At 68.7% G+C, this 17,836-nt stretch carries 14 protein-coding genes; 5 read left to right on the top strand and 9 right to left on the bottom strand.

What is annotated here, in order from left to right:
* Window positions 1-19: 19 nt before the first annotated feature.
* Window positions 20-709 carry a response regulator gene (locus AC2A1N_RS02800; RefSeq protein ID WP_061479020.1) on the bottom strand — a complete coding sequence of 230 codons (690 nt, stop codon included), beginning with the start codon at window positions 707-709 and terminating at the stop codon, window positions 20-22.
* Window positions 706-2,097, bottom strand: a complete 1,392-nt coding sequence (gene baeS / locus AC2A1N_RS02805) for a sensor histidine kinase efflux regulator BaeS (protein ID WP_065196828.1) — start codon at window positions 2,095-2,097, stop codon at window positions 706-708. The genes AC2A1N_RS02800 and baeS overlap by 4 nt, the downstream gene beginning before the upstream one ends.
* 129 nt (window positions 2,098-2,226) lie before the next feature.
* Here baeS and smeA point away from each other — a divergent pair, with 129 nt between their 5' ends.
* The 3 genes from smeA to smeC are packed head-to-tail and all read left to right on the top strand — an operon-like array spanning window position 2,227 to window position 7,997.
* On the top strand, window positions 2,227-3,423 hold the full coding sequence (smeA, locus tag AC2A1N_RS02810) for a multidrug efflux RND transporter periplasmic adaptor subunit SmeA (RefSeq protein WP_242890579.1): 1,197 nt from the start codon (window positions 2,227-2,229) through the stop codon (window positions 3,421-3,423).
* A 12-nt stretch (window positions 3,424-3,435) separates the two neighbouring features.
* Window positions 3,436-6,585 (top strand): multidrug efflux RND transporter permease subunit SmeB, encoded by a 3,150-nt coding sequence (smeB, locus tag AC2A1N_RS02815; protein ID WP_242890593.1) that lies wholly within the window; start codon window positions 3,436-3,438, stop codon window positions 6,583-6,585.
* The gene (smeC, locus tag AC2A1N_RS02820; RefSeq protein ID WP_242890605.1) at window positions 6,582-7,997 is read left to right on the top strand and encodes a multidrug efflux transporter outer membrane subunit SmeC; all 1,416 of its coding nucleotides are present in this window, start codon (window positions 6,582-6,584) and stop codon (window positions 7,995-7,997) included. Before smeB ends, smeC begins: the two co-directional genes overlap by 4 nt.
* A gap of 133 nt (window positions 7,998-8,130) precedes the next feature.
* Here smeC and mnmG read toward each other — a convergent pair whose 3' ends face one another.
* Window positions 8,131-10,020 carry a tRNA uridine-5-carboxymethylaminomethyl(34) synthesis enzyme MnmG gene (gene mnmG / locus AC2A1N_RS02825; protein ID WP_242890618.1) on the bottom strand — a complete coding sequence of 630 codons (1,890 nt, stop codon included), beginning with the start codon at window positions 10,018-10,020 and terminating at the stop codon, window positions 8,131-8,133.
* Window positions 10,021-10,607: 587 nt separating this feature from the next.
* The gene (locus tag AC2A1N_RS02830) at window positions 10,608-11,099 is read right to left on the bottom strand and encodes a hypothetical protein (protein WP_049415731.1); all 492 of its coding nucleotides are present in this window, start codon (window positions 11,097-11,099) and stop codon (window positions 10,608-10,610) included.
* Between the two features lie 160 nt (window positions 11,100-11,259).
* Between AC2A1N_RS02830 and AC2A1N_RS02835 the strand changes: the two genes are divergently transcribed.
* Both AC2A1N_RS02835 and AC2A1N_RS02840 read left to right on the top strand, forming a co-directional pair.
* The gene (locus AC2A1N_RS02835; RefSeq protein WP_242890620.1) at window positions 11,260-12,222 is read left to right on the top strand and encodes a pyridoxal-phosphate dependent enzyme; all 963 of its coding nucleotides are present in this window, start codon (window positions 11,260-11,262) and stop codon (window positions 12,220-12,222) included.
* Entirely contained in the window at window positions 12,207-12,851 is a 645-nt protein-coding gene (locus AC2A1N_RS02840; RefSeq protein WP_194442065.1) for a YdcF family protein, read from the top strand. Before AC2A1N_RS02835 ends, AC2A1N_RS02840 begins: the two co-directional genes overlap by 16 nt.
* Window positions 12,852-12,964: 113 nt before the next feature.
* Here AC2A1N_RS02840 and bioC read toward each other — a convergent pair whose 3' ends face one another.
* The 5 genes from bioC to bioB form a co-directional block, all read right to left on the bottom strand.
* Window positions 12,965-13,849 carry a malonyl-ACP O-methyltransferase BioC gene (bioC, locus tag AC2A1N_RS02845; RefSeq protein ID WP_188241434.1) on the bottom strand — a complete coding sequence of 295 codons (885 nt, stop codon included), beginning with the start codon at window positions 13,847-13,849 and terminating at the stop codon, window positions 12,965-12,967.
* Window positions 13,850-13,861: 12 nt separating this feature from the next.
* Window positions 13,862-14,641, bottom strand: a complete 780-nt coding sequence (locus AC2A1N_RS02850) for an SDR family oxidoreductase (RefSeq protein ID WP_231352378.1) — start codon at window positions 14,639-14,641, stop codon at window positions 13,862-13,864.
* Window positions 14,642-14,670: 29 nt separating this feature from the next.
* Window positions 14,671-15,450: a pimeloyl-ACP methyl ester esterase BioH gene (gene bioH / locus AC2A1N_RS02855; protein WP_242890631.1), complete on the bottom strand. Its 780-nt coding sequence runs from the start codon at window positions 15,448-15,450 to the stop codon at window positions 14,671-14,673.
* 18 nt (window positions 15,451-15,468) lie between these two features.
* Window positions 15,469-16,692 (bottom strand): 8-amino-7-oxononanoate synthase, encoded by a 1,224-nt coding sequence (gene bioF, locus AC2A1N_RS02860; protein WP_134968767.1) that lies wholly within the window; start codon window positions 16,690-16,692, stop codon window positions 15,469-15,471.
* Between the two features lie 67 nt (window positions 16,693-16,759).
* Window positions 16,760-17,803 (bottom strand): biotin synthase BioB, encoded by a 1,044-nt coding sequence (gene bioB / locus AC2A1N_RS02865; RefSeq protein WP_061479030.1) that lies wholly within the window; start codon window positions 17,801-17,803, stop codon window positions 16,760-16,762.
* Between the last annotated feature and the right edge of the window lie 33 nt (window positions 17,804-17,836).

The following is a 17,836-nucleotide window of genomic DNA, read 5'->3' on the forward strand; positions in this document are numbered from 1 at the left end:
CCAAGCCCGGCGAACGCGATCACGGTTCGTAGCTGTAGCCCATGCCATACACCGAACGGATCGGTTCGCCTTCCATGCCGGCGTCGGCCAGCTTGCGGCGCAGGTTGCGCACGTGGCTGTCGACGGTGCGGTCGACCACCACGCGATGGTCCAGATAGAGGCGGTCGAGCAGCTCGTCGCGCGCCCAGATCCGGCCCGGCGTGGCCAGCAGCGTGCGCAGCAGGCGGTATTCGACCGGGGTCAGGTCCAGGCCCTTGCCGTTCCAGGTGGCGCGGGCTGCCGGTTCGTCGATATGCAGCCCGCTGTTGGCCCGCGCAGCGGGGTCCGGGCGGTAGCGACGCAGCACCGCCATCACCCGTGCGACCACTTCGCGCGGACTGAACGGCTTGCAGATGTAGTCGTCGGCACCGATTTCCAGGCCCAGCAGGCGGTCGATCTCTTCCACCCGTGCGGTGACCATGATCACCGGCACATCGCTGCTGGCGCGCAGTTCGCGGCACAGGTCCACGCCATCGCGCTGCGGCAGCATCAGGTCCAGCAGCACCAGGTCGGGCTGGTAGCGCGCGAATGCGTCGATCACCTGGCCGCCATCGTCCACCCATTCGCTGGTCATCCCGGCGGCGGCCAGGTAGTCGCGCAGCACCGAGGCCAGGCGTGGCTCATCCTCGACGATCAGGATCTTCGCGGACGCGGCGGGGGACGGGCTCATGCAGGCTCCGGCAGGGTAATGACCACGCGCAGCCCGCCCAGCGGCGAGGGCTCGGCGTGGATGAGGCCGTGGTGGGCGAGGATGATGTTGTGGCTGATGGCCAGGCCCAGCCCGCTGCCGCCGCTGGCCCGGTTGCGCGAGCTCTCCACCCGGTAGAAGCGCTCGAACAGCAGCGCGCACTTGTCGGCCGGCACGCCTGGCGCGGTGTCTTCCACGATCAGCTGCACGCCGGCAGGCACGCGCGCTGCCTGCACGCGTACGCGGCCCCCGGCGTGGGTGTAGCGCAATGCGTTCTCCAGCAGGTTGGCCAGCACCTGCTGCAGGCGCCGTTCGTCACCGGATACCTGCAGCGGTGTGGCGGGCAGGTCCTCCTCCAGTGCCAGCCCCGCCGTTGAGAAGCGCACGCGCATGCCATTGAGCTCGCTGCGCAGCAGCGCCGCCAGGTCCAGCGGCGCGAAGCGGTAGGCCAGGCCGCCGGACTGGGTCATCGACAGGTCGTGCAGGTCGTCGATCAACTTGCCCAGTTGGCGGATCTCGCCCTGCAGGGCACCGAGGTTGGCGCGGTCCAACGGGCGGATGCCGTCCTCGATGGCTTCCAGTTCGGCACGAACCACCGCCAGCGGCGTGCGCAGTTCGTGCGAGATGTCGGCGATGAAGGCACGGCGGTTGCGCTCGGTGTCGTCCAGCGCCTGCGCCATCCGGTTGAAGTCGTTGACCAGTGCATCCAGCTCGTCATCGCTGGTGCGCTCGATGCGGGTGGCGTAGTCGCCAGCGGCGAGCCGGTGGGTGGCCGCCGCCAGTTTTGCAAGGCGCTGGCGCAGCGCGCGCGATACCAGCCAGGCCAGCAGTACCGTCACCAGCAGCAGCGCGATGCCGATCACCCACCACGCACGCATCTGGGTGTTGTAGAAGTTCAGGTCGTTGGTGGCGATGACGGTCTGGAACGGCACCATGCCCAGCCAGCCGACCGTGTGCCCGTCCACCTGCACGGCGTGCGGCTCGTCGTCGCTGGTGGCGTCCGGGTTGCCGGCTACGAACCGATGCTGTGCATCGAACAGGCCCAGGCGGGAGGGAACGCCGGTCTGGTCGGACAGCGGTGGCACGGGTCCCTCGTGCCCATGGGCCAGGTCCGGGCGCAGCAGCCGCGCCCAGCGGTCACTGTCGCCGCGCAGATGCTCCCAGCCGCCGTGCGCGCTGTACTCGCGCTGCAGGTGCGGCATCACCCGCTGCATGCGCAGATCGCCCTGGTCATTGAGGTAGTCCAGGAAGCCGGTCTGGAACGCCACGCGGCTGGCAATGCCGTTCACTGCCAGCACCAGCAGGCAGGCGGTGAAGATCGCGAGGAAGGTCTTCGCGGTCAGGCCGAATTTGAGTCGAATCTTCGCCATCGCCGGGCCATTAGCGGCGCATGCGGCGCCGAAAGCAAGCGCCCGCTGAGCCGGTCGCACAATCTCCATATTCTCTGCACAGTTCCACGGCAGCGTGCACGGGTCAACGCAAGGCCCCCACGCCCCCTCATGTCACTCCTGCGCCCGCTGTCCCGTTCTCCCCGTCCGCTGTTGCTGCCCCTGCTGCTGGCCCTTGCGGCCTGCTCGGCGGGCAGGTCCGAGGCCCCGGCCATCCCTGAAGTGGGCGTCATCACTGCCAGCGCACAGCCGCTGGCGCTGCAGCAGATCCTGCCCGGTCGCGCCGTACCGTTCGAGGTGTCCGAGGTGCGCCCGCAGATCGGCGGCCTGGTCCGCCAGCGGTTGTTCACCGAAGGCCAGCAGGTCAGCGCCGGCCAGGTGCTGTACCAGATCGACCCGGCGCCGTACCAGGCCGCCTTCGATACCGCGCGTGGCCAGCTGGCGCAGGCCGAGGCCACTGTGTTGTCGGCGCAGCCGAAGGCCGAGCGCACCCGCACGCTGCTGGGCATGGATGCAGCAAGCAAGCAGGACGCCGACGATGCCACCTCGGCGCTGAAGCAGGCACAGGCGAACGTGATCGCCGCGCGCGCCGCATTGCAGGCCGCGCGCATCAACCTTGACTACACCCGGGTGACTGCACCGATCGCGGGCCGCATCGGCACCTCCAGCGTTACCGCCGGCGCGCTGGTTACCGCCGGCCAGGACGCGGCGCTGGCGACCATCCAGCGGTTGGACCCGGTGTACCTGGATGTCACCCAGTCCAGCACGCAGATGCTGGCGCTGCGCAGGCAGCTCGATGCCGGCCTGGTGAAAGCCATCGACGGCAAGGCACAGGTGAAGGTGCTGCTGGAGGACGGCAGCACGTATGCGCATGAAGGCACCCTGGAGTTCGTCGGCAGCGCAGTCGACCCGGGCACCGGCAACGTGGTGCTGCGCGCGGTCATTCCGAACCCGGAGGGCCTGCTGCTGCCGGGCATGTACCTGAAGGCGGTGCTGCCGATGGCCACCGATGCGCGCGCCCTGCTGGTGCCGCAGAAGGCGGTGCTGCGCAATGAACGTGGCGAGCCGTTGCTGCGCCTGCTCGACGCCAAGGATCATGTGGTCGAGCGCCGGGTCAGCACCGGCCAGGTGGTCGGCAACCAGTGGCAGATCACCGATGGTCTCAAGACCGGCGAACGGGTGATCGTCAGCAACGGCAGCGCGGTAGCGCCTGGCCAGCAGGTGCAGGCGGTGGCGGCCACCACCGCGCAGCTGGCCGCAATGCCGGCGATCGACCCGAATGGCAACACCGACGAAACGTCGCACTGAGGCCTGCCACACATGGTTCGTTTCTTCATCGACCGGCCGATCTTCGCCTGGGTGATCGCCATCGCGGTCAGCCTGCTCGGCCTGCTCGCGATCCTGATCCTGCCGGTGGACCGCTATCCGCAGATCGCCCCACCCACCATCACCATCCGCGCCACCTACACCGGTGCCTCGTCGCAGACCGTGGAAAACGCGGTCACCCAGGTCATCGAGCAGTCCCAGCAGAGCCTGGACCACCTGATGTACATGACCTCCACCAGCGCCTCCGATGGCTCGGCGCAGGTCAACCTGGTGTTTGCCACCGGCACCAATCCGGACACCGCGCAGGTGCAGGTGCAGAACCAGCTGCAGGCGGCGATGGCGACGCTGCCGCAGGCGGTGCAGCAGAACGGCCTGACCATCACCAAGTCCAGTGGTTCGATCTTCGAGGTGCTGTCGTTCACCAGCGAAGACGGCAGCATGGACAACTTCGATGTCGCCAACTTCATGGAGGCGCGCATCGACGACCAGATCAGCCGCGTCAGTGGTGTCGGCAACATCCAGCCGATCGGCCAGGAATACGCCATGCGCATCTGGCTGGACCCGGAGAAGATGCGCCAGTACGCGCTGATGCCGTCGGACATCGAGACCGCACTGCAGGCGCAGAACACCGACGTCTCGGCCGGTGAGCTGGGTGGCCAGCCGGCACTGAAGGGCCAGCAGCTGGACGCCACGGTCACCGCACGCAGCCGCCTGCACACGCCCGAGCAGTTCGCGCAGGTGGTGCTCAAGGCCGATGCCAATGGCAGCGTGGTGCACCTGGGTGACGTGGCGAAGATCGGCCTGGGCCCGGAAAGCTACGACAGCATCAGCACCTTCAACGGCAAGCCGTCTGCATCGCTGGGTATCGAACTCAATGCCGGTGCTAACGCCATCGCCGTGTCCAAGGCCATCGAGACCCGCCTGCAGCAGTTGCAGAAGTACTGGCCGCACGGCTACAGCTACCACGTGGCGTTCACCACCACGCCATTTGTGACCATTTCGCTGAAGGAAGTGGTGATCACCCTGATCGAAGCCATCATCCTGGTGGTGCTGGTGATGTACCTGTTCCTGCAGAATTGGCGGGCCACGCTGATCCCGACCATCGCAGTGCCGGTAGTGCTGCTGGGCACCTTCGGCGTGTTGGCGGCATTTGGCTATTCGATCAACACGCTGACCATGTTCGCACTGGTGCTGGCCATCGGCCTGCTGGTGGACGATGCCATCGTGGTGGTGGAGAACGTGGAACGGGTGATGACCTTCGAAGGGCTGGCGCCGAAGCCGGCCACGCTGAAGGCGATGGGCCAGATCACCGGCGCGCTGGTGGGCATCGTGCTGGTGCTGACCGCGGTGTTCCTGCCGATGGCGTTCTTCAGCGGTGTCACCGGCGTGATCTATCGCCAGTTCTCGGTGACGATCGCCGCCGCGATGATCCTGTCGGTGCTGGTGGCGATGACCATCACCCCGGCGCTGTGCGGCAGCATCCTGCACCCGATTCCCAAGGGCGGCCATCCGCATGGCGACCACGGCGGCGAGCCGGGCCTGCTGGGCAAGTTCTTCATCTGGTTCAACCATCGCTTCGAGCGCACGTCCAACGGCCTGCGTCGCCGGGTGGATGGCTTCCTTGGCCGGCGCACGCTGGGCGTCCTGTTCTACCTGGTGCTGAGCGTGGCCACCGGCCTGCTGCTGTGGCACCTGCCGGGCGCGTTCCTGCCCGATGAAGACCAGGGCATGCTCAACGCGCTGGTGAAGCTGCCGGCCGGGTCCACCCTGGAGCAGACGCGTGCCGTGATGGACCGCCTCAGTGTGGCGGCGGTGAAGGACGACGGCGTGCTGTCGATCCAGGCCACCGCTGGTTTCAGTGTCACCGGCAGCGGCCAGAACGTCGGCCAGGCGTTCATCCGCCTGAAGGACTGGGATGACCGCAAGGATGACGCCGACACCATTGCCGCGCGGTTGACTGCGGCCATGGCCAGCGTGCCCGATGCGCAGGTGTTCATCACCTCGCCACCGGCCATCCTTGGCCTGGGCGATGCGGGCGGTTTCACCCTGGAACTGCAGGACGAAGGCGGCGCCGGCCATGCCGCCGCCGTGGCCGCGCGCAACACGCTGCTGAAGGAGGCCGCCAGGGATCCGAAGCTGGTCAACGTGCGCTACGCCAGCCTGGAAGACGCGCCGGTGTATGCAGTGAAGGTGGACGACGCCAAGGCGCAGGCGATGGGCGTGAATCCGCAGGACATCAATGACACCTTGAATGCGGCCTTGGGTGGCGACTTCGTCAACAACTTCATCTACAAGGGCCGCATCAAGAAGGTGTTCATCCAGGGCACGGCCGACGCGCGCATGCAGCCGCAGGACATCGAGCGCTGGAGCGTGCGCAACCAGGCTGGGCAGATGGTGCCGCTGTCGTCGCTGGTCAGCGCGCACTGGTCCAGCGCGCCGGCCGCGCTGCAACGCTACAACGGCATCTCGGCGATGGAGATCACCGGCCAGCCCGCGCCCGGCGTCAGTTCCGGCGAGGCGATGGCCGAGATCGCGCGCCTGGCCGACAAACTGCCGGAAGGCTTCAGCCATGCCTGGTCGGACATGGCCTACCAGGAACAGCTGTCGGGCAACCAGGCGCCAATGCTGTACGCCATCTCGCTGCTGTTCGTGTTCCTGTGCCTGGCCGCGCTGTATGAAAGCTGGGCGGTGCCGCTCGCGGTGATGCTGGCGGTGCCGGTGGGCGTGTTTGGTGCGGTGCTGATGATGAACCTGCGTGGCCTCAACAATGACGTGTACTTCCAGGTCGGCCTGCTGACCACGATTGGCCTGGCGGCCAAGAACGGCATCCTGATCGTCGAGTTCGCGCGCATCCTTGAACAGCAGGGCAGGAACACCCGCGAGGCGATCCTGCAGGCCGTCTATCTGCGCCTGCGGCCGATCGTGATGACCTCGCTGGCGTTCCTGATGGGCGTGCTGCCGCTGGTGTTCGCCACCGGCGCCGGCTCGGCCGCGCGCCGCTCGCTGGGTACCGGCGTGGCCGGCGGCACGGTCGCCTCGATGGTGCTGGGCATGTTCTTCGTGCCGTTGTTCTACCTGCTGGTGCGCCGCCTGTTCCCGGGCCGCGCGCCGGCCCACGCCGCGGCCCCGGAGGCAAGCCCATGAGGCCGATGCTGCTGCGCGCCCTGGCGGCCGCAATGATCACCACGGTGCTGGGTGGTTGCGTGAGCATGGCGCCGCATTACCAGCGGCCCGAGGCACCGGTGCCGGCACAATTCGGCAATGCCGCCACGGGCGAGGCCGAGCCAGCACTGGCGGCGCCAGCCTGGCGCGAAGTCTTCCTTGAGCCGCGCCTGCAGCAGGTGATCGCGCTGGCGCTGCAGAACAACCGCGACCTGCGCGTGGCCATGCTGCAGGTGGAGAAGGAGCGGGCGCAGTACCGCATCCAGCGCGCGGCGCTGCTGCCGTCGGTGGATGCCAGCGGCAGTGTCACCCGCTTGCGGGTGAGTGATGCCAACAGCGAGACCGGTGCCACCCAAGTGACTGAATCCGATGCCGTGCAGCTGGGTATCAGCAGTTGGGAACTGGATCTGTTCGGACGCATCCGCAGCCTGAAGAACGAGGCCCTGCAGAACTGGCTGGCCAGCGCCGAGAACCAGCGCGCCGCGCGCACCAGCCTGGTAGCCGAAGTGGCCACGGCGTGGCTGGCGCTGGCAGCGGACGAGCAGTCACTGGCGTTCACCCGGAAGACCCTGGACAGCCAGCAGCAGACCCTGCAGCGCACCGAGGCCCGCCACGCCCAGGGCCTGGCCTCGGGCCTGGACCTGTCGCAGGTACAGACCAGCGTCGAAGCCGCGCGCGGTGCGCTGGCCAAGCTGCAGACGCAGCAGGCGCAGGATCGGGATGCATTGCAGTTGCTGGTGGGGGCGCCGCTGGATGCGGCCCTGCTGCCAACTGCGCAGGCGCTGGATGGCAGCGTGACACTGGCGCCGCTGCCGGCCAACCTGCCGTCCAGCGTGCTGCTGCAGCGCCCGGACGTGTTGTCCGCCGAACACGCACTACAGGCGGCCAATGCCGATATCGGTGCCGCGCGCGCCGCATTCTTCCCGACGCTGACCTTGACCGCCAACTACGGCCACAGCTCCACCGCGTTGTCGACGCTGTTCTCGGCCGGCACCCGTGGCTGGTCGTTCGCGCCCAGCATCACCGCGCCGATCTTCCACGCCGGTGCGCTGAAGGCCTCGCTGGATGCCTCGAAGATCGGCAAGGACATCGGCATTGCGCAGTACGAGAAAGCGATCCAGCAGGCCTTCAGTGAAGTAGCCGATGCGCTGGCCACGCGCGATCACCTGACCGTGCAGATGGACGCACAGCGCGCGCTGGTGGCCGCCAGCCAGCGCAGCTACACGCTGGCCGATGCGCGTTACCGCACCGGGCTGGACGGTTATCTGCAGGCACTGGATGCGCAGCGCAGCCTGTTTGCCGCACAGCAGGACCTGATCGCGCTGCAGCAGCAGGAAGCGGGAAACCGGGTGACGTTGTTCAAGGTGCTGGGCGGCGGGGCCGACGCACGGTAGCGCGTTCGCCAAGGTGGGTGCGTGTTCCGCTCCGGTGGGTGCCGACCTTGGTCGGCACACATGCACGGAGCATCGCTATCGGATGATTCGTGCCGGCCAAGGTCGGCACCCACCAGCAGCGGAAGGTCCCGCGTTACGCCACGCGGCCGCGCCGCGCGCGCTCCAGGTGCACCAGCAGCAGTGAGATCGCTGCCGGGGTCATGCCCGGGATACGCTGCGCCTGGCCGATGGTCTGCGGGCGCACCCGCTCCAGTTTCTGCAGTGCTTCGGCCGACAGCCCGCGCACGGTCGCGTAGTCGAACGCCTCGGCGATCGGCGTGGCCTCATGCCGCTGCTGGCGCTCGATCTCCTCGCGCTGGCGGTCCAGGTAGCCGGCGTACTTCACGCCGATCTCCACCTGCTCGGCCACCTTGGCGTCGGCCACGGCCGGCCCCAGCGATGGCACCTGCATCAGCTGCGCGTAATCCAGCCCGGGGCGCTTGATCAGGTCCAGCACGTTGGTCTCGCGGCTGACCGCCACGCCCAGCGTGTCCTGTACTTCGCGGCCCAGCGCATTGGCCGGGGTTGCCCACAGCGCGCCCAGGCGTGCGCGCTCGGCAGCAACAGCGGCCTGCTTGGTCTCGAACGCACCCCAGCGACGATCATCCACCAGGCCCATCTCGCGGCCGGTCGGGGTCAGGCGCTGGTCAGCATTGTCCTCGCGCAGCTGCAGCCGGTACTCGGCGCGGCTGGTGAACATGCGGTACGGCTCGTTGGTGCCGTGGGTGATCAGGTCATCCACGAGCACGCCCAGGTAGGCCTCGTCGCGGCGCGGGCACCAACCGTCCAGCCCACGCACCTGGCGTGCGGCGTTGAGGCCGGCCAGCAGGCCCTGCGCGGCGGCCTCCTCATAGCCGGTGGTGCCGTTGATCTGGCCGGCGAAGAACAGGCCGTTGACCAGCTTGGTCTCCAGCGAAGCCTTCAGCCCGCGCGGATCGAAGAAGTCGTACTCGATGGCGTAGCCCGGGCGGGTGATGTGCGCGTTCTCGAAGCCACGGATGCTGCGCACCATCTCCAGCTGCACGTCGAACGGCAGCGAGGTGGAAATGCCGTTGGGGTAGATCTCGACGATACCCAGGCCTTCGGGTTCGACGAAGATCTGGTGGCTGGCCTTTTCGGCGAAGCGCACCACCTTGTCTTCGATGGACGGGCAGTAGCGCGGGCCGATGCCTTCGATCTGGCCGCTGTACAGCGGCGAGCGGTGCAGCGCGTCGCGGATGATCTGGTGGGTCTGCTCGGTGGTGTGGGTGATCCAGCAGCTGACCTGCTGCGGATGCTCGTCCACCGAGCCGAGGAAGGACATCACCGGCCGCGGCGAATCACCCGGCTGCTCGTCCATCACGCTGTAGTCCAGCGAGCGGCCATCGATGCGCGGCGGCGTGCCGGTCTTCAGGCGGTCGACCTGGAACGGACGCTCGCGCAGGCGCGCCGCCAGCGTGGTAGCCGGCGGGTCGCCCATGCGGCCGGCGGCGTACTGGGTCGGGCCGACATGGATCTTGCCGGCCAGGAAGGTGCCGGCGGTCAGCACCACGGCCCCGGCGTCGAAGCGCAGGCCGGTCTGGGTAATGACCCCGCGCACGGCGTCGCCTTCAATGACCAGGTCATCGACGGCGGCCTGGAACACGGTCAGGTTGGCCTGGCCTTCGACGATGGCGCGGATCGCCATGCGATACAGGTTGCGGTCGGCCTGGCAGCGGGTGGCGCGTACGGCCGGGCCCTTGGAGGCGTTGAGCGTGCGCCACTGGATGCCGGCGCGGTCGGCGGCATGCGCCATCGCACCGCCCAGGGCGTCGATTTCCTTGACCAGATGGCCCTTGCCGATGCCGCCGATGGCCGGGTTGCAGCTCATCGCGCCCACTGTTTCGATGTTGTGGGTCAGCAGCAGGGTGCGCACGCCGGTACGGGCCGCGGCCAGCGCGGCTTCGGTGCCGGCGTGGCCACCGCCGATGACGATGACGTCGTAACGATGGAAGGACGGGTTCATGGGGCTGTTCAGCTGGGGGCGGGCGCGGCCGGGGCGGCACCGGGGTGGCGATTTTAGCGCCATTCGGGGCTGGGACGTCGGCGCCGGCCGGCTCCCGTCGAAATCAGCCCTAAAGTTGGCAGGATTTTTGCAGATAACCCAATAGCACCCACCGTGGCTGGCGCCGCAGGCGCCCGTGACCGGAATTGGAACAGGGGCCGGTACAGGCGCACGGTGGGGGAGCAGGGGGCCGGCAGTCGGGGGACTGCCCGGCCCTGTTTTTTTCTGGAGGCAATCGGGAGAGCTCCATCCACGCATGGTGTGGATCTACTGATGTCGGGCCTTGGGTAGATCCACGCCATGCGTGGATGCCGTGGCGGCGGCACCAGAACAACGTGCCCCAAAAACAAACGGCCCCGCACTGCGGGGCCGTCTGCCTTCAGAGGTGCCGACATCCGACAGGGCCGGAACAGGGGGGATCCAGATGTTCCTGTCGGATATCGACGTAGAGCTTTTTGCGGCGGCCCGTGTCGTTTTTGTCACTTTGTGACGCGGGCCGTCACTGGCCCCGTAGAGTGCGGCTTGGACCGTGTGAAATGCAAGACGGTTCAACGCTCAACTGTGCGCTGCGTCCCACGATCCATGTTGCGCCAGGGGGAACCGTTCATTCTTGGCGCACTCGGCGCCGGAGCCGGACGGGCCGGCGGCGGGGGCGCAGAGGGCTGGATGTTCGATTGCGGCGGCCGGCGCATCGAGTCCATGTTCCGCCACGGCGAACCGCCGTTGTACGACGGCCGCGACGGCGGTGGCGGGCGGTTCTCGCCGCCGTTGCCGGGTGGGCGCGGTGGCGGGCGGTGGTTGTGCGGCGGGCGGTAGATCGGGCGCGAGTAATACGGATTGCCATAGCCGCCGTAGTAGCCGCCATAGCCGCCGTAGTACGGGTAGCCGTAGTTGTAGGGATAGCCGGCGGGGTAGCGGTACTCCACCGACGGCGCACCGTGGTAGTAGCTGCCGCTGCGGCCACCGCCGACATAGTCGTAGGTGGTGCAGCCGGTCAGGGCCAGCATCAGGCCACCGGCAAGCATCAGGCGCGTTTTCATGGTGGGTCCCCCCAGAGGACGGGTTGTACAGGGAGCTTCATGCGCAGGCGTTGAATCGGCCCTTAACTTCACTGTCCAGGATGAATGGAGGTGAAGGCTGCCATGCTGGCATGACCTGTGCCGGGGTCGCCAGCAGGGAGCCATACGTTAATCTTGCGTCATGAGCGATTCACTGTTGCCCCGTGCCGATGATGTCCTGGCTGCCGCTGCGCGGATCGCGCCGCACGCCAGCGTGACCCCGGTGCTGCGCTCGCGCACGCTCGATGCGCTGGCCGGCGCGCAGCTGGCGTTCAAGGCCGAGCATCTGCAGCGCGGTGGCGCATTCAAGTTCCGCGGCGCCTGCAATGCGGTGTGGTCGCTGGATGCCGATCGCGCCGGCGCCGGCGTGGTCACCCATTCCTCCGGCAACCACGGCGCCGCCCTGGCCCTGGCCGCGCGCACCCGTGGCATTCCCTGCCACGTGGTGGTGCCCGAAGGTGCAGTGGCAGCCAAGCTGGCCAACATCGCCCGCCATGGCGCCACGCTCTGGCGCTGCCCGCCGACCATCGCCGACCGCGAGGCCACCTGCGCCAAAGTACAGGCTGATACCGGCGCGACTCTGGTCCATCCCTATGCGGACCTGGCGGTGATGGCCGGGCAGGGCACCGCAGCACTGGAGCTGCTGCACAGCGACGGCCCGTTCGACGTGCTGGTGGTACCGGTGGGCGGCGGTGGCCTGGCCAGCGGTACCGCGCGGGCCCTGCAGCTCGCCAGCCCGCAGACCCGGCTGGTGCTGGCCGAGCCGGCCGGCGCGGACGACACCGCGCGCTCGTTGGCCGCTGGCGAGTGCCAGGGGCCGTTCACCCCGGACACGATCTGCGACGGTCTGCGCACCCTGATCGGCGCGCCCAACTTCGAGCTGCTGCGCGCGGCCAACGCCGAGGTGATCGTGGTCGATGACGCGGCGACGATGGCGGCGATGCGCTTGCTGTGGGAGGTCCTCAAGCAGGTGGTCGAGCCGTCATCGGCGACCGTGCTCGCCGCGGTGCTGGCGCAGCCGCAGCGTTTTGCCGGCCTGCGCGTGGGCCTGGTGCTGTCCGGCGGCAACGTCGACCTGCCCGCACTGCGCTGGGGGGCGCCGTGAGCCGCGACCGGCACCGGCATCGCACTGGCCTGCTGGGCTGGCTGTGGCGGTTGTTCGTCCTGCTGGTGATCTGGCTGCTGGGCGTGACTGCCTGGATCGTCTGGGTCGGCGAGCGTGACCAGGCGGCCAAGGCCGACGCCATCATCGTGCTCGGTGCGGCGGCCTATGACGCCAAGCCGTCGCCGGTATTCGAAGAACGCATCCGTCATGGGCTGGATCTCTATGAGGCCCAGTTCGCGCCACTGCTGATCTTCACCGGCGGCTATGGTGGTACCGGCGCGCGCTTTTCCGAGTCACAGGTGGCGCGGCGCTATGCGCTCAAGCACGGCGTGCCGGACGATGCGATCCTGATCGAGACTGCCTCGCGCAACACCGTGCAGAACCTGGTGGAAGCCAAGCGGCTGATGGACCAGCGCAACCTGCACCGGGTGATCATCGTCAGCGACCCGCTGCACATGGCGCGCGCGCTGCGCCTGAGCAAGGCGCTGGGCATCGATGCACTGGCCTCGTCCACGCCCAGCACGCGCTTCCGCAGCTTCCACACCAGCTGGCGCTTCCTGGTGCAGGAAATCTACTTCTTCCACCGCGACCTGGTGCGGCCGCCGCTGAGTTCGCCGGCCAATACCTAAGCGGCTGCCGCGCCGCTGCGCTCGCCGGGCATGGCCCGGCGCTACCATTGGTGCACCCGGCGCGGCCCCTATCGCGCGCCCGGTAGCGCCGGGCCATGCCCGGCGGCTTTCGATCAGGTCTGCTTGCGCCGGATCGGAATCGCCGACACCGGCACTGAGGCCACGTCATGCCCGCCTTCGCGGATCGGTGCGCCCGGGTCCGGTGCCCAGGCATGGGCATAGATCACTTCCCAGCTGCTGGGCAGCTTGCCGTCGGCGCGCCGCATCGGTTCATACGCCGCTGCCGCCGCAGCGAAACGGCCACGCCCGGTCAGCGTGTGGCGGCGATCCACCCGCGCATTGGTCGCGCCCATCGCGCGCAGCTCGCGCATCAACGAGGGCAGGTCGTCGTAGGTCAGGGTGAACAGATCGCGGTCCAGCACCGGGTCGCGGAAGCCGGCCATCATCAACGCATCGCCGAACTGGGCGATCTGCGCAAAGCGGCTCACGTGCGGGCGGTCATCGGCGGCCGCGAAGGCTTCGTTGAGCTCGACCAGCGTGTCCGGGCCGAAGGTGGAGCACAGCAGCAGGCCACCGGGCTTGAGCACCCGACGAAATCCGGCGAACACCGCCGGCAGGTCGTCCACCCACTGCAGGCACAGGTTGCTGAAGATCACGTCCACGCTGTTGTCGGCCAGCGGCAGCGCGGCGGCGTCGCCGCACAGGCGCTGGAACGGCTTCCACCAACCGGCCTGGCGCTTGGCCTGGTCCAGCATCGGCAGTGCCACGTCCAGCGCGATCACCTGCGCCTTCGGCCAGCGCTTCTTCATCAGCGCACTGGCGTGGCCGGTGCCGGCGCCAATGTCCAGCACCACCTCGGGCTTGCGTGCTTCCAGGTAGTCCAGCGATTCCACCAGCCGCGCCTGCACCTCGCGCTGCAGGGCGGCGGCGGCGTCGTAGCTGGTGGCGGCGCGGGCGAACGCGCGTCGGACATGGCGGGCATCGAAGTGGGACGGCATTGCGAAAGTCTCTTAGAACGTACCGGGGTAGGCGCCGCCGTCGATCAGCAGGTTCTGCCCGGTGAGGTAACCGGCGTGTGCGCTGCACAGGAAGGCGCAGGCGGCGCCGAACTCGTCCGCCGTGCCGAAGCGGCCGGCGGGAATCTGCTGGCGGCGGCGTTCGGCCACTTCGCCGGCATCGCCGTCCTTGCCCGCAGTGTGGGCGAAGTTGGCGCGCAGGCGGTCGGTGTCGAACTGGCCGGGCAGCAGGTTGTTGATCGTGACGTTGTGCGCCACGGTGCGGCGCGACAGGCCGGCGACGAACCCGGTCAGGCCGCTGCGTGCACCGTTGGACAGCGCCAGGATGTCGATCGGGGCCTTCACCGCCGACGAGGTGATGTTGACGATGCGGCCGAAGCCACGCGCGATCATTGCGTCCACGGTGGCGCGGATCAGCGCGATCGGCGCCAGCATGTTGGCGTCCAGCGCGGCAATCCAGTCGTCGCGTTCGAAATTGCGGAAGTCGCCCGGTGGCGGGCCACCGGCATTGGTGACCAGGATGTCCACCTGCGGGCATGCGGCCAGCGCCGCGGCACGACCGGCGTCGGTGGTGACGTCGGCGGCGACCGCGCGCACCTCAGCGGCACCGGGCAGGGCGCTCAGCTCTGCGGCGGCAACCTGCAGTGCCTCCTCGCCACGGGCCACGATCACCACGTTGACGCCCTCGCGCACCAGCGCACGCGCGCAGCCCAGGCCCAAGCCCTTGCTTGCGCCGCAGACCAATGCCCAGCGGCCGTTGATACCCAGATCCATGCGTCAATCCCGTGGAATGAGGAAGGCGCTCATTGTCCGCCATCGGCCGGTGACAGGCCGGCAACGAAGTGTTGCAGGGCGGCGGCCACTTCGTCGGCATGGCCGAGGAAGGGCGCGTGGCCGCCATGGGCGATGGTCAGTGCCTGCGCACCCGGGGCCAATGCCGCAGCGGCCTGCATCGCCGCCGGAGACACCAGCCGGTCGCGCTGGCCGGCGATCCACAGGCTGGGCCTGGCCAGCGTCGGCAGTGCGCCGCGCAGGTCGGTGCTTTCCAGCAGGCGCAGGCCTTCCAGCAGAGCGCGTTCGGTGGGCGCGCCGCGCTCGACCAGGCGCTGGCGCAGCGTGCGCAGCTCCTCGCGGGCGTGCGCCGAGCCCATCACATCCAGCGCCAGGAAGCGTTCCAGGGTGCCACCGAAATCGGTCGCCAGCTCGCGCCCGAACTGCTCGAACACCGCCGGCTCCACCGCATGCGGCCAGTCGTCGCCGCGCACGAAGCGCGGCGTGGCCGCGATCATCGCCAGCCCGCGCACCTTCGGAAGCGTCGCGGCGGCGTGCAGTGCGAACAGGCCGCCCAGTGACCAGCCGCACCACACCGCCGGCGGCGTGGCCGCGGCAATGGCGTTGACCACGAATGGCAGGCGCAACGGTGTGGTGTCTTCGCGGCTGTGGCCATGGCCCGGCAGATCAACCAGATGCAGGGTGAACCGCTCGGCCAGGCGCTGCACCAACGGTGCGAACACACCGCCCTGCAGGGCCCAGCCATGGATCAGTACCAGGTCCGGCCCCTGGCCGGTGACGTCGATATGCATGGGAAAACGACAGCAGGCTCAGGCAAAGACAGGCAACGGCGGTGGCACGGCGTCACGCACCGCCAGATCCACGCGATCGCGCGCGCTGGCGATCGCGTCCACCAGGCCACGCACCTGTTCCGGCGTGTGCAGGGCGGACAGGGTGACACGCAGGCGCGCCTTGCCTTCGGGCACCGTGGGCGGACGGATCGCACCGACCAGCCAACCGGCCTGTTCCAGTGCCTTGGACATCGCCACAGCGCGATGATCGTCACCACACAGCAGCGGCTGGATCGGCGTTTCCGAAGCCATCAGGTCCAGGCCATGGCGGCGTGCCTCGCTGCGGAACAGCGCGATCAGGTCGGTCAGTTTCGAGCGGCGCCAGTTGTCACGGCGTGCCAGGCGCACCGCTTCCAGTGCAGCGGCGGCCAGCAGTGGCGGCATCGCCGTGGTGTAGATGTAGGGGCGTGCGGTTTCGGCCAGGTGCTCGACCAGATCGTCGCGGCCCAGCACCAGCGCGCCGGAACCGCCCAGTGCCTTGCCCAGCGTGACCAGCTGCAGCGGCACATCGTCCACACCCAGCCCGGCGGCGGCCACGGCACCACGGCCGTCACCGATCACGCCTACGCCGTGCGCATCGTCCACATAGAACAGCGCCTGCTGCAGGCGTGCCACAAGCGACAATGCACGCAGCGGTGCGATGTCGCCATCCATGCTGAAGACACCATCGGTGGCCAGCATCGCCGCACCGTCAGGCGCATGCTTGAGCTGGCGCATCGCGCCTTCGGCATCAAGGTGCGGATAACGGCGCAGGCGCGCACCGGCCAGCCGCGTCGCATCCAAGAGGCTGGCGTGGTTGAGCTTGTCCTGCACGCAGACATCACTCTCTTCGCTCAGCAGTGCCTGCTGCACGGCCAGGTTGGCGGCGAAGCCACTACCGAACAGCAGCGCGCGCGGGTAGCCCAGCCACTCCGCCACTTCGCGCTCCAGTGCGTCATGCAGGGCGTGGTGGCCGCAGACCAGGTGCGATGCACCGGCGCCGGTGCCTTCGCGTGCGGCGGCATCCTGCAGCGCATTGACCACGCTGAACTGCTGGGCCAGGCCCAGGTAATCATTGCTGCAGAAGCCAGTCAGCCACTGGCCGTCCACTTCCAGGCGGACGCCATCACGACGGTTGACCGTGCGCCGCGTGCGGCGACGGCCCTGGGCATCGCGCAGGGCGCGCTGGGCGTGGAGGCGGGCGGTCAGGTCGGGGCGGGCCATGGCGGCTGAATGCGGCGACGGGGCGGCTAGGGTAGCGCGTTGCCGCGACGCCTGCTTGCGGCCTGTCTCAGGCCGCGTGAGCACAGCCACAGCCGGGCGCTTCGGCGCTGATATCGGCGTGCACGGTGCCACCGTGGTCGTGGCCCTCGGCGTCCACCTGCATCGCCATCGGTTGCAGGCCCAACCGCGCGAACAGGGCCAGGTCGCGCTCGCTCTCCGGGTTACCGGTGGTCAGCAGCTTGTCGCCGTAGAAGATCGAGTTGGCACCGGCCACGAAGCACAGCGCCTGCAGTTCGTCACTCATGGCTTCGCGCCCGGCCGACAGCCGCACCATCGAGCGCGGCATGGCGATGCGCGCCACTGCGATCATGCGCACGAACTCGAACGGGTCCAGCTCGGCACTGCCATGCAGCGGGGTGCCCGCCACCTGCACCAGCCTGTTGATCGGCACCGAATCGGGATGCGCCGGCAGCGTGGCCAGCGCCAGCAGCAGGCCGACGCGCTGCGCGCGCGTCTCGCCCATGCCGACAATGCCGCCGCAGCAGGTCTTCAGGCCGGCCTCGCGCACGTGCTCCAGCGTGTCCAGGCGGTCCTGGTACTGGCGCGTGTGGATGATCGAATCGTAGTAGTCCGGCGCGGTGTCGAGATTGTGGTTGTAGTAGTCCAGGCCGGCGTCCTTCAGCGCACGTGCCTGTTCGCCACTGAGCATGCCCAGCGTGGCGCAGGTCTCCAGGCCCAGCGCCTTCACCCCGGCGATCATCGCCGCCACCTTGGGAATGTCGCGGTCCTTCGGTGAACGCCACGCGGCGCCCATGCAGAAACGCGACGCACCGGCGGCCTTGGCCTGGCGGGCCTTGGCCAGCACCGCATCGGTGTCCATCAGCTTCTGCGCGTTCACGCCGGTGCTGTAGCGCTGCGCCTGCGGGCAGTACGCGCAGTCTTCCGGGCAGCCTCCGGTCTTCACCGACAGCAGCGTGGAGACCTGCACCTGCGCCGGGTCGAAGTGCTCACGGTGGACCGCCGCGGCGCGGAACAGCAGCTCGGGCAACGGCAGGTCGAACAGGGCCTGCAGTTCGTCGTGTTGCCAGTCGTGGCGGATGGCAGCAGCCATGGCGGACCTTGGGTACGAGTGGAGCGAGGGCGG

It is taken from the genome of Stenotrophomonas maltophilia group sp. SKK55 (assembly GCF_057179845.1).

Coding starts and splice junctions, on each gene's coding strand:
- AC2A1N_RS02800 (WP_061479020.1), bottom strand. CDS start 709: ATGAGCCCGTCCCCCGCCGCGTCCGCGAAGATCCTGATCGTCGAGGAT.
- baeS (WP_065196828.1), bottom strand. CDS start 2,097: ATGGCGAAGATTCGACTCAAATTCGGCCTGACCGCGAAGACCTTCCTC.
- smeA (WP_242890579.1), top strand. CDS start 2,227: ATGTCACTCCTGCGCCCGCTGTCCCGTTCTCCCCGTCCGCTGTTGCTG.
- smeB (WP_242890593.1), top strand. CDS start 3,436: ATGGTTCGTTTCTTCATCGACCGGCCGATCTTCGCCTGGGTGATCGCC.
- smeC (WP_242890605.1), top strand. CDS start 6,582: ATGAGGCCGATGCTGCTGCGCGCCCTGGCGGCCGCAATGATCACCACG.
- mnmG (WP_242890618.1), bottom strand. CDS start 10,020: ATGAACCCGTCCTTCCATCGTTACGACGTCATCGTCATCGGCGGTGGC.
- AC2A1N_RS02830 (WP_049415731.1), bottom strand. CDS start 11,099: ATGAAAACGCGCCTGATGCTTGCCGGTGGCCTGATGCTGGCCCTGACC.
- AC2A1N_RS02835 (WP_242890620.1), top strand. CDS start 11,260: ATGAGCGATTCACTGTTGCCCCGTGCCGATGATGTCCTGGCTGCCGCT.
- bioC (WP_188241434.1), bottom strand. CDS start 13,849: ATGCCGTCCCACTTCGATGCCCGCCATGTCCGACGCGCGTTCGCCCGC.
- AC2A1N_RS02850 (WP_231352378.1), bottom strand. CDS start 14,641: ATGGATCTGGGTATCAACGGCCGCTGGGCATTGGTCTGCGGCGCAAGC.
- bioH (WP_242890631.1), bottom strand. CDS start 15,450: ATGCATATCGACGTCACCGGCCAGGGGCCGGACCTGGTACTGATCCAT.
- bioF (WP_134968767.1), bottom strand. CDS start 16,692: ATGGCCCGCCCCGACCTGACCGCCCGCCTCCACGCCCAGCGCGCCCTG.
- bioB (WP_061479030.1), bottom strand. CDS start 17,803: ATGGCTGCTGCCATCCGCCACGACTGGCAACACGACGAACTGCAGGCC.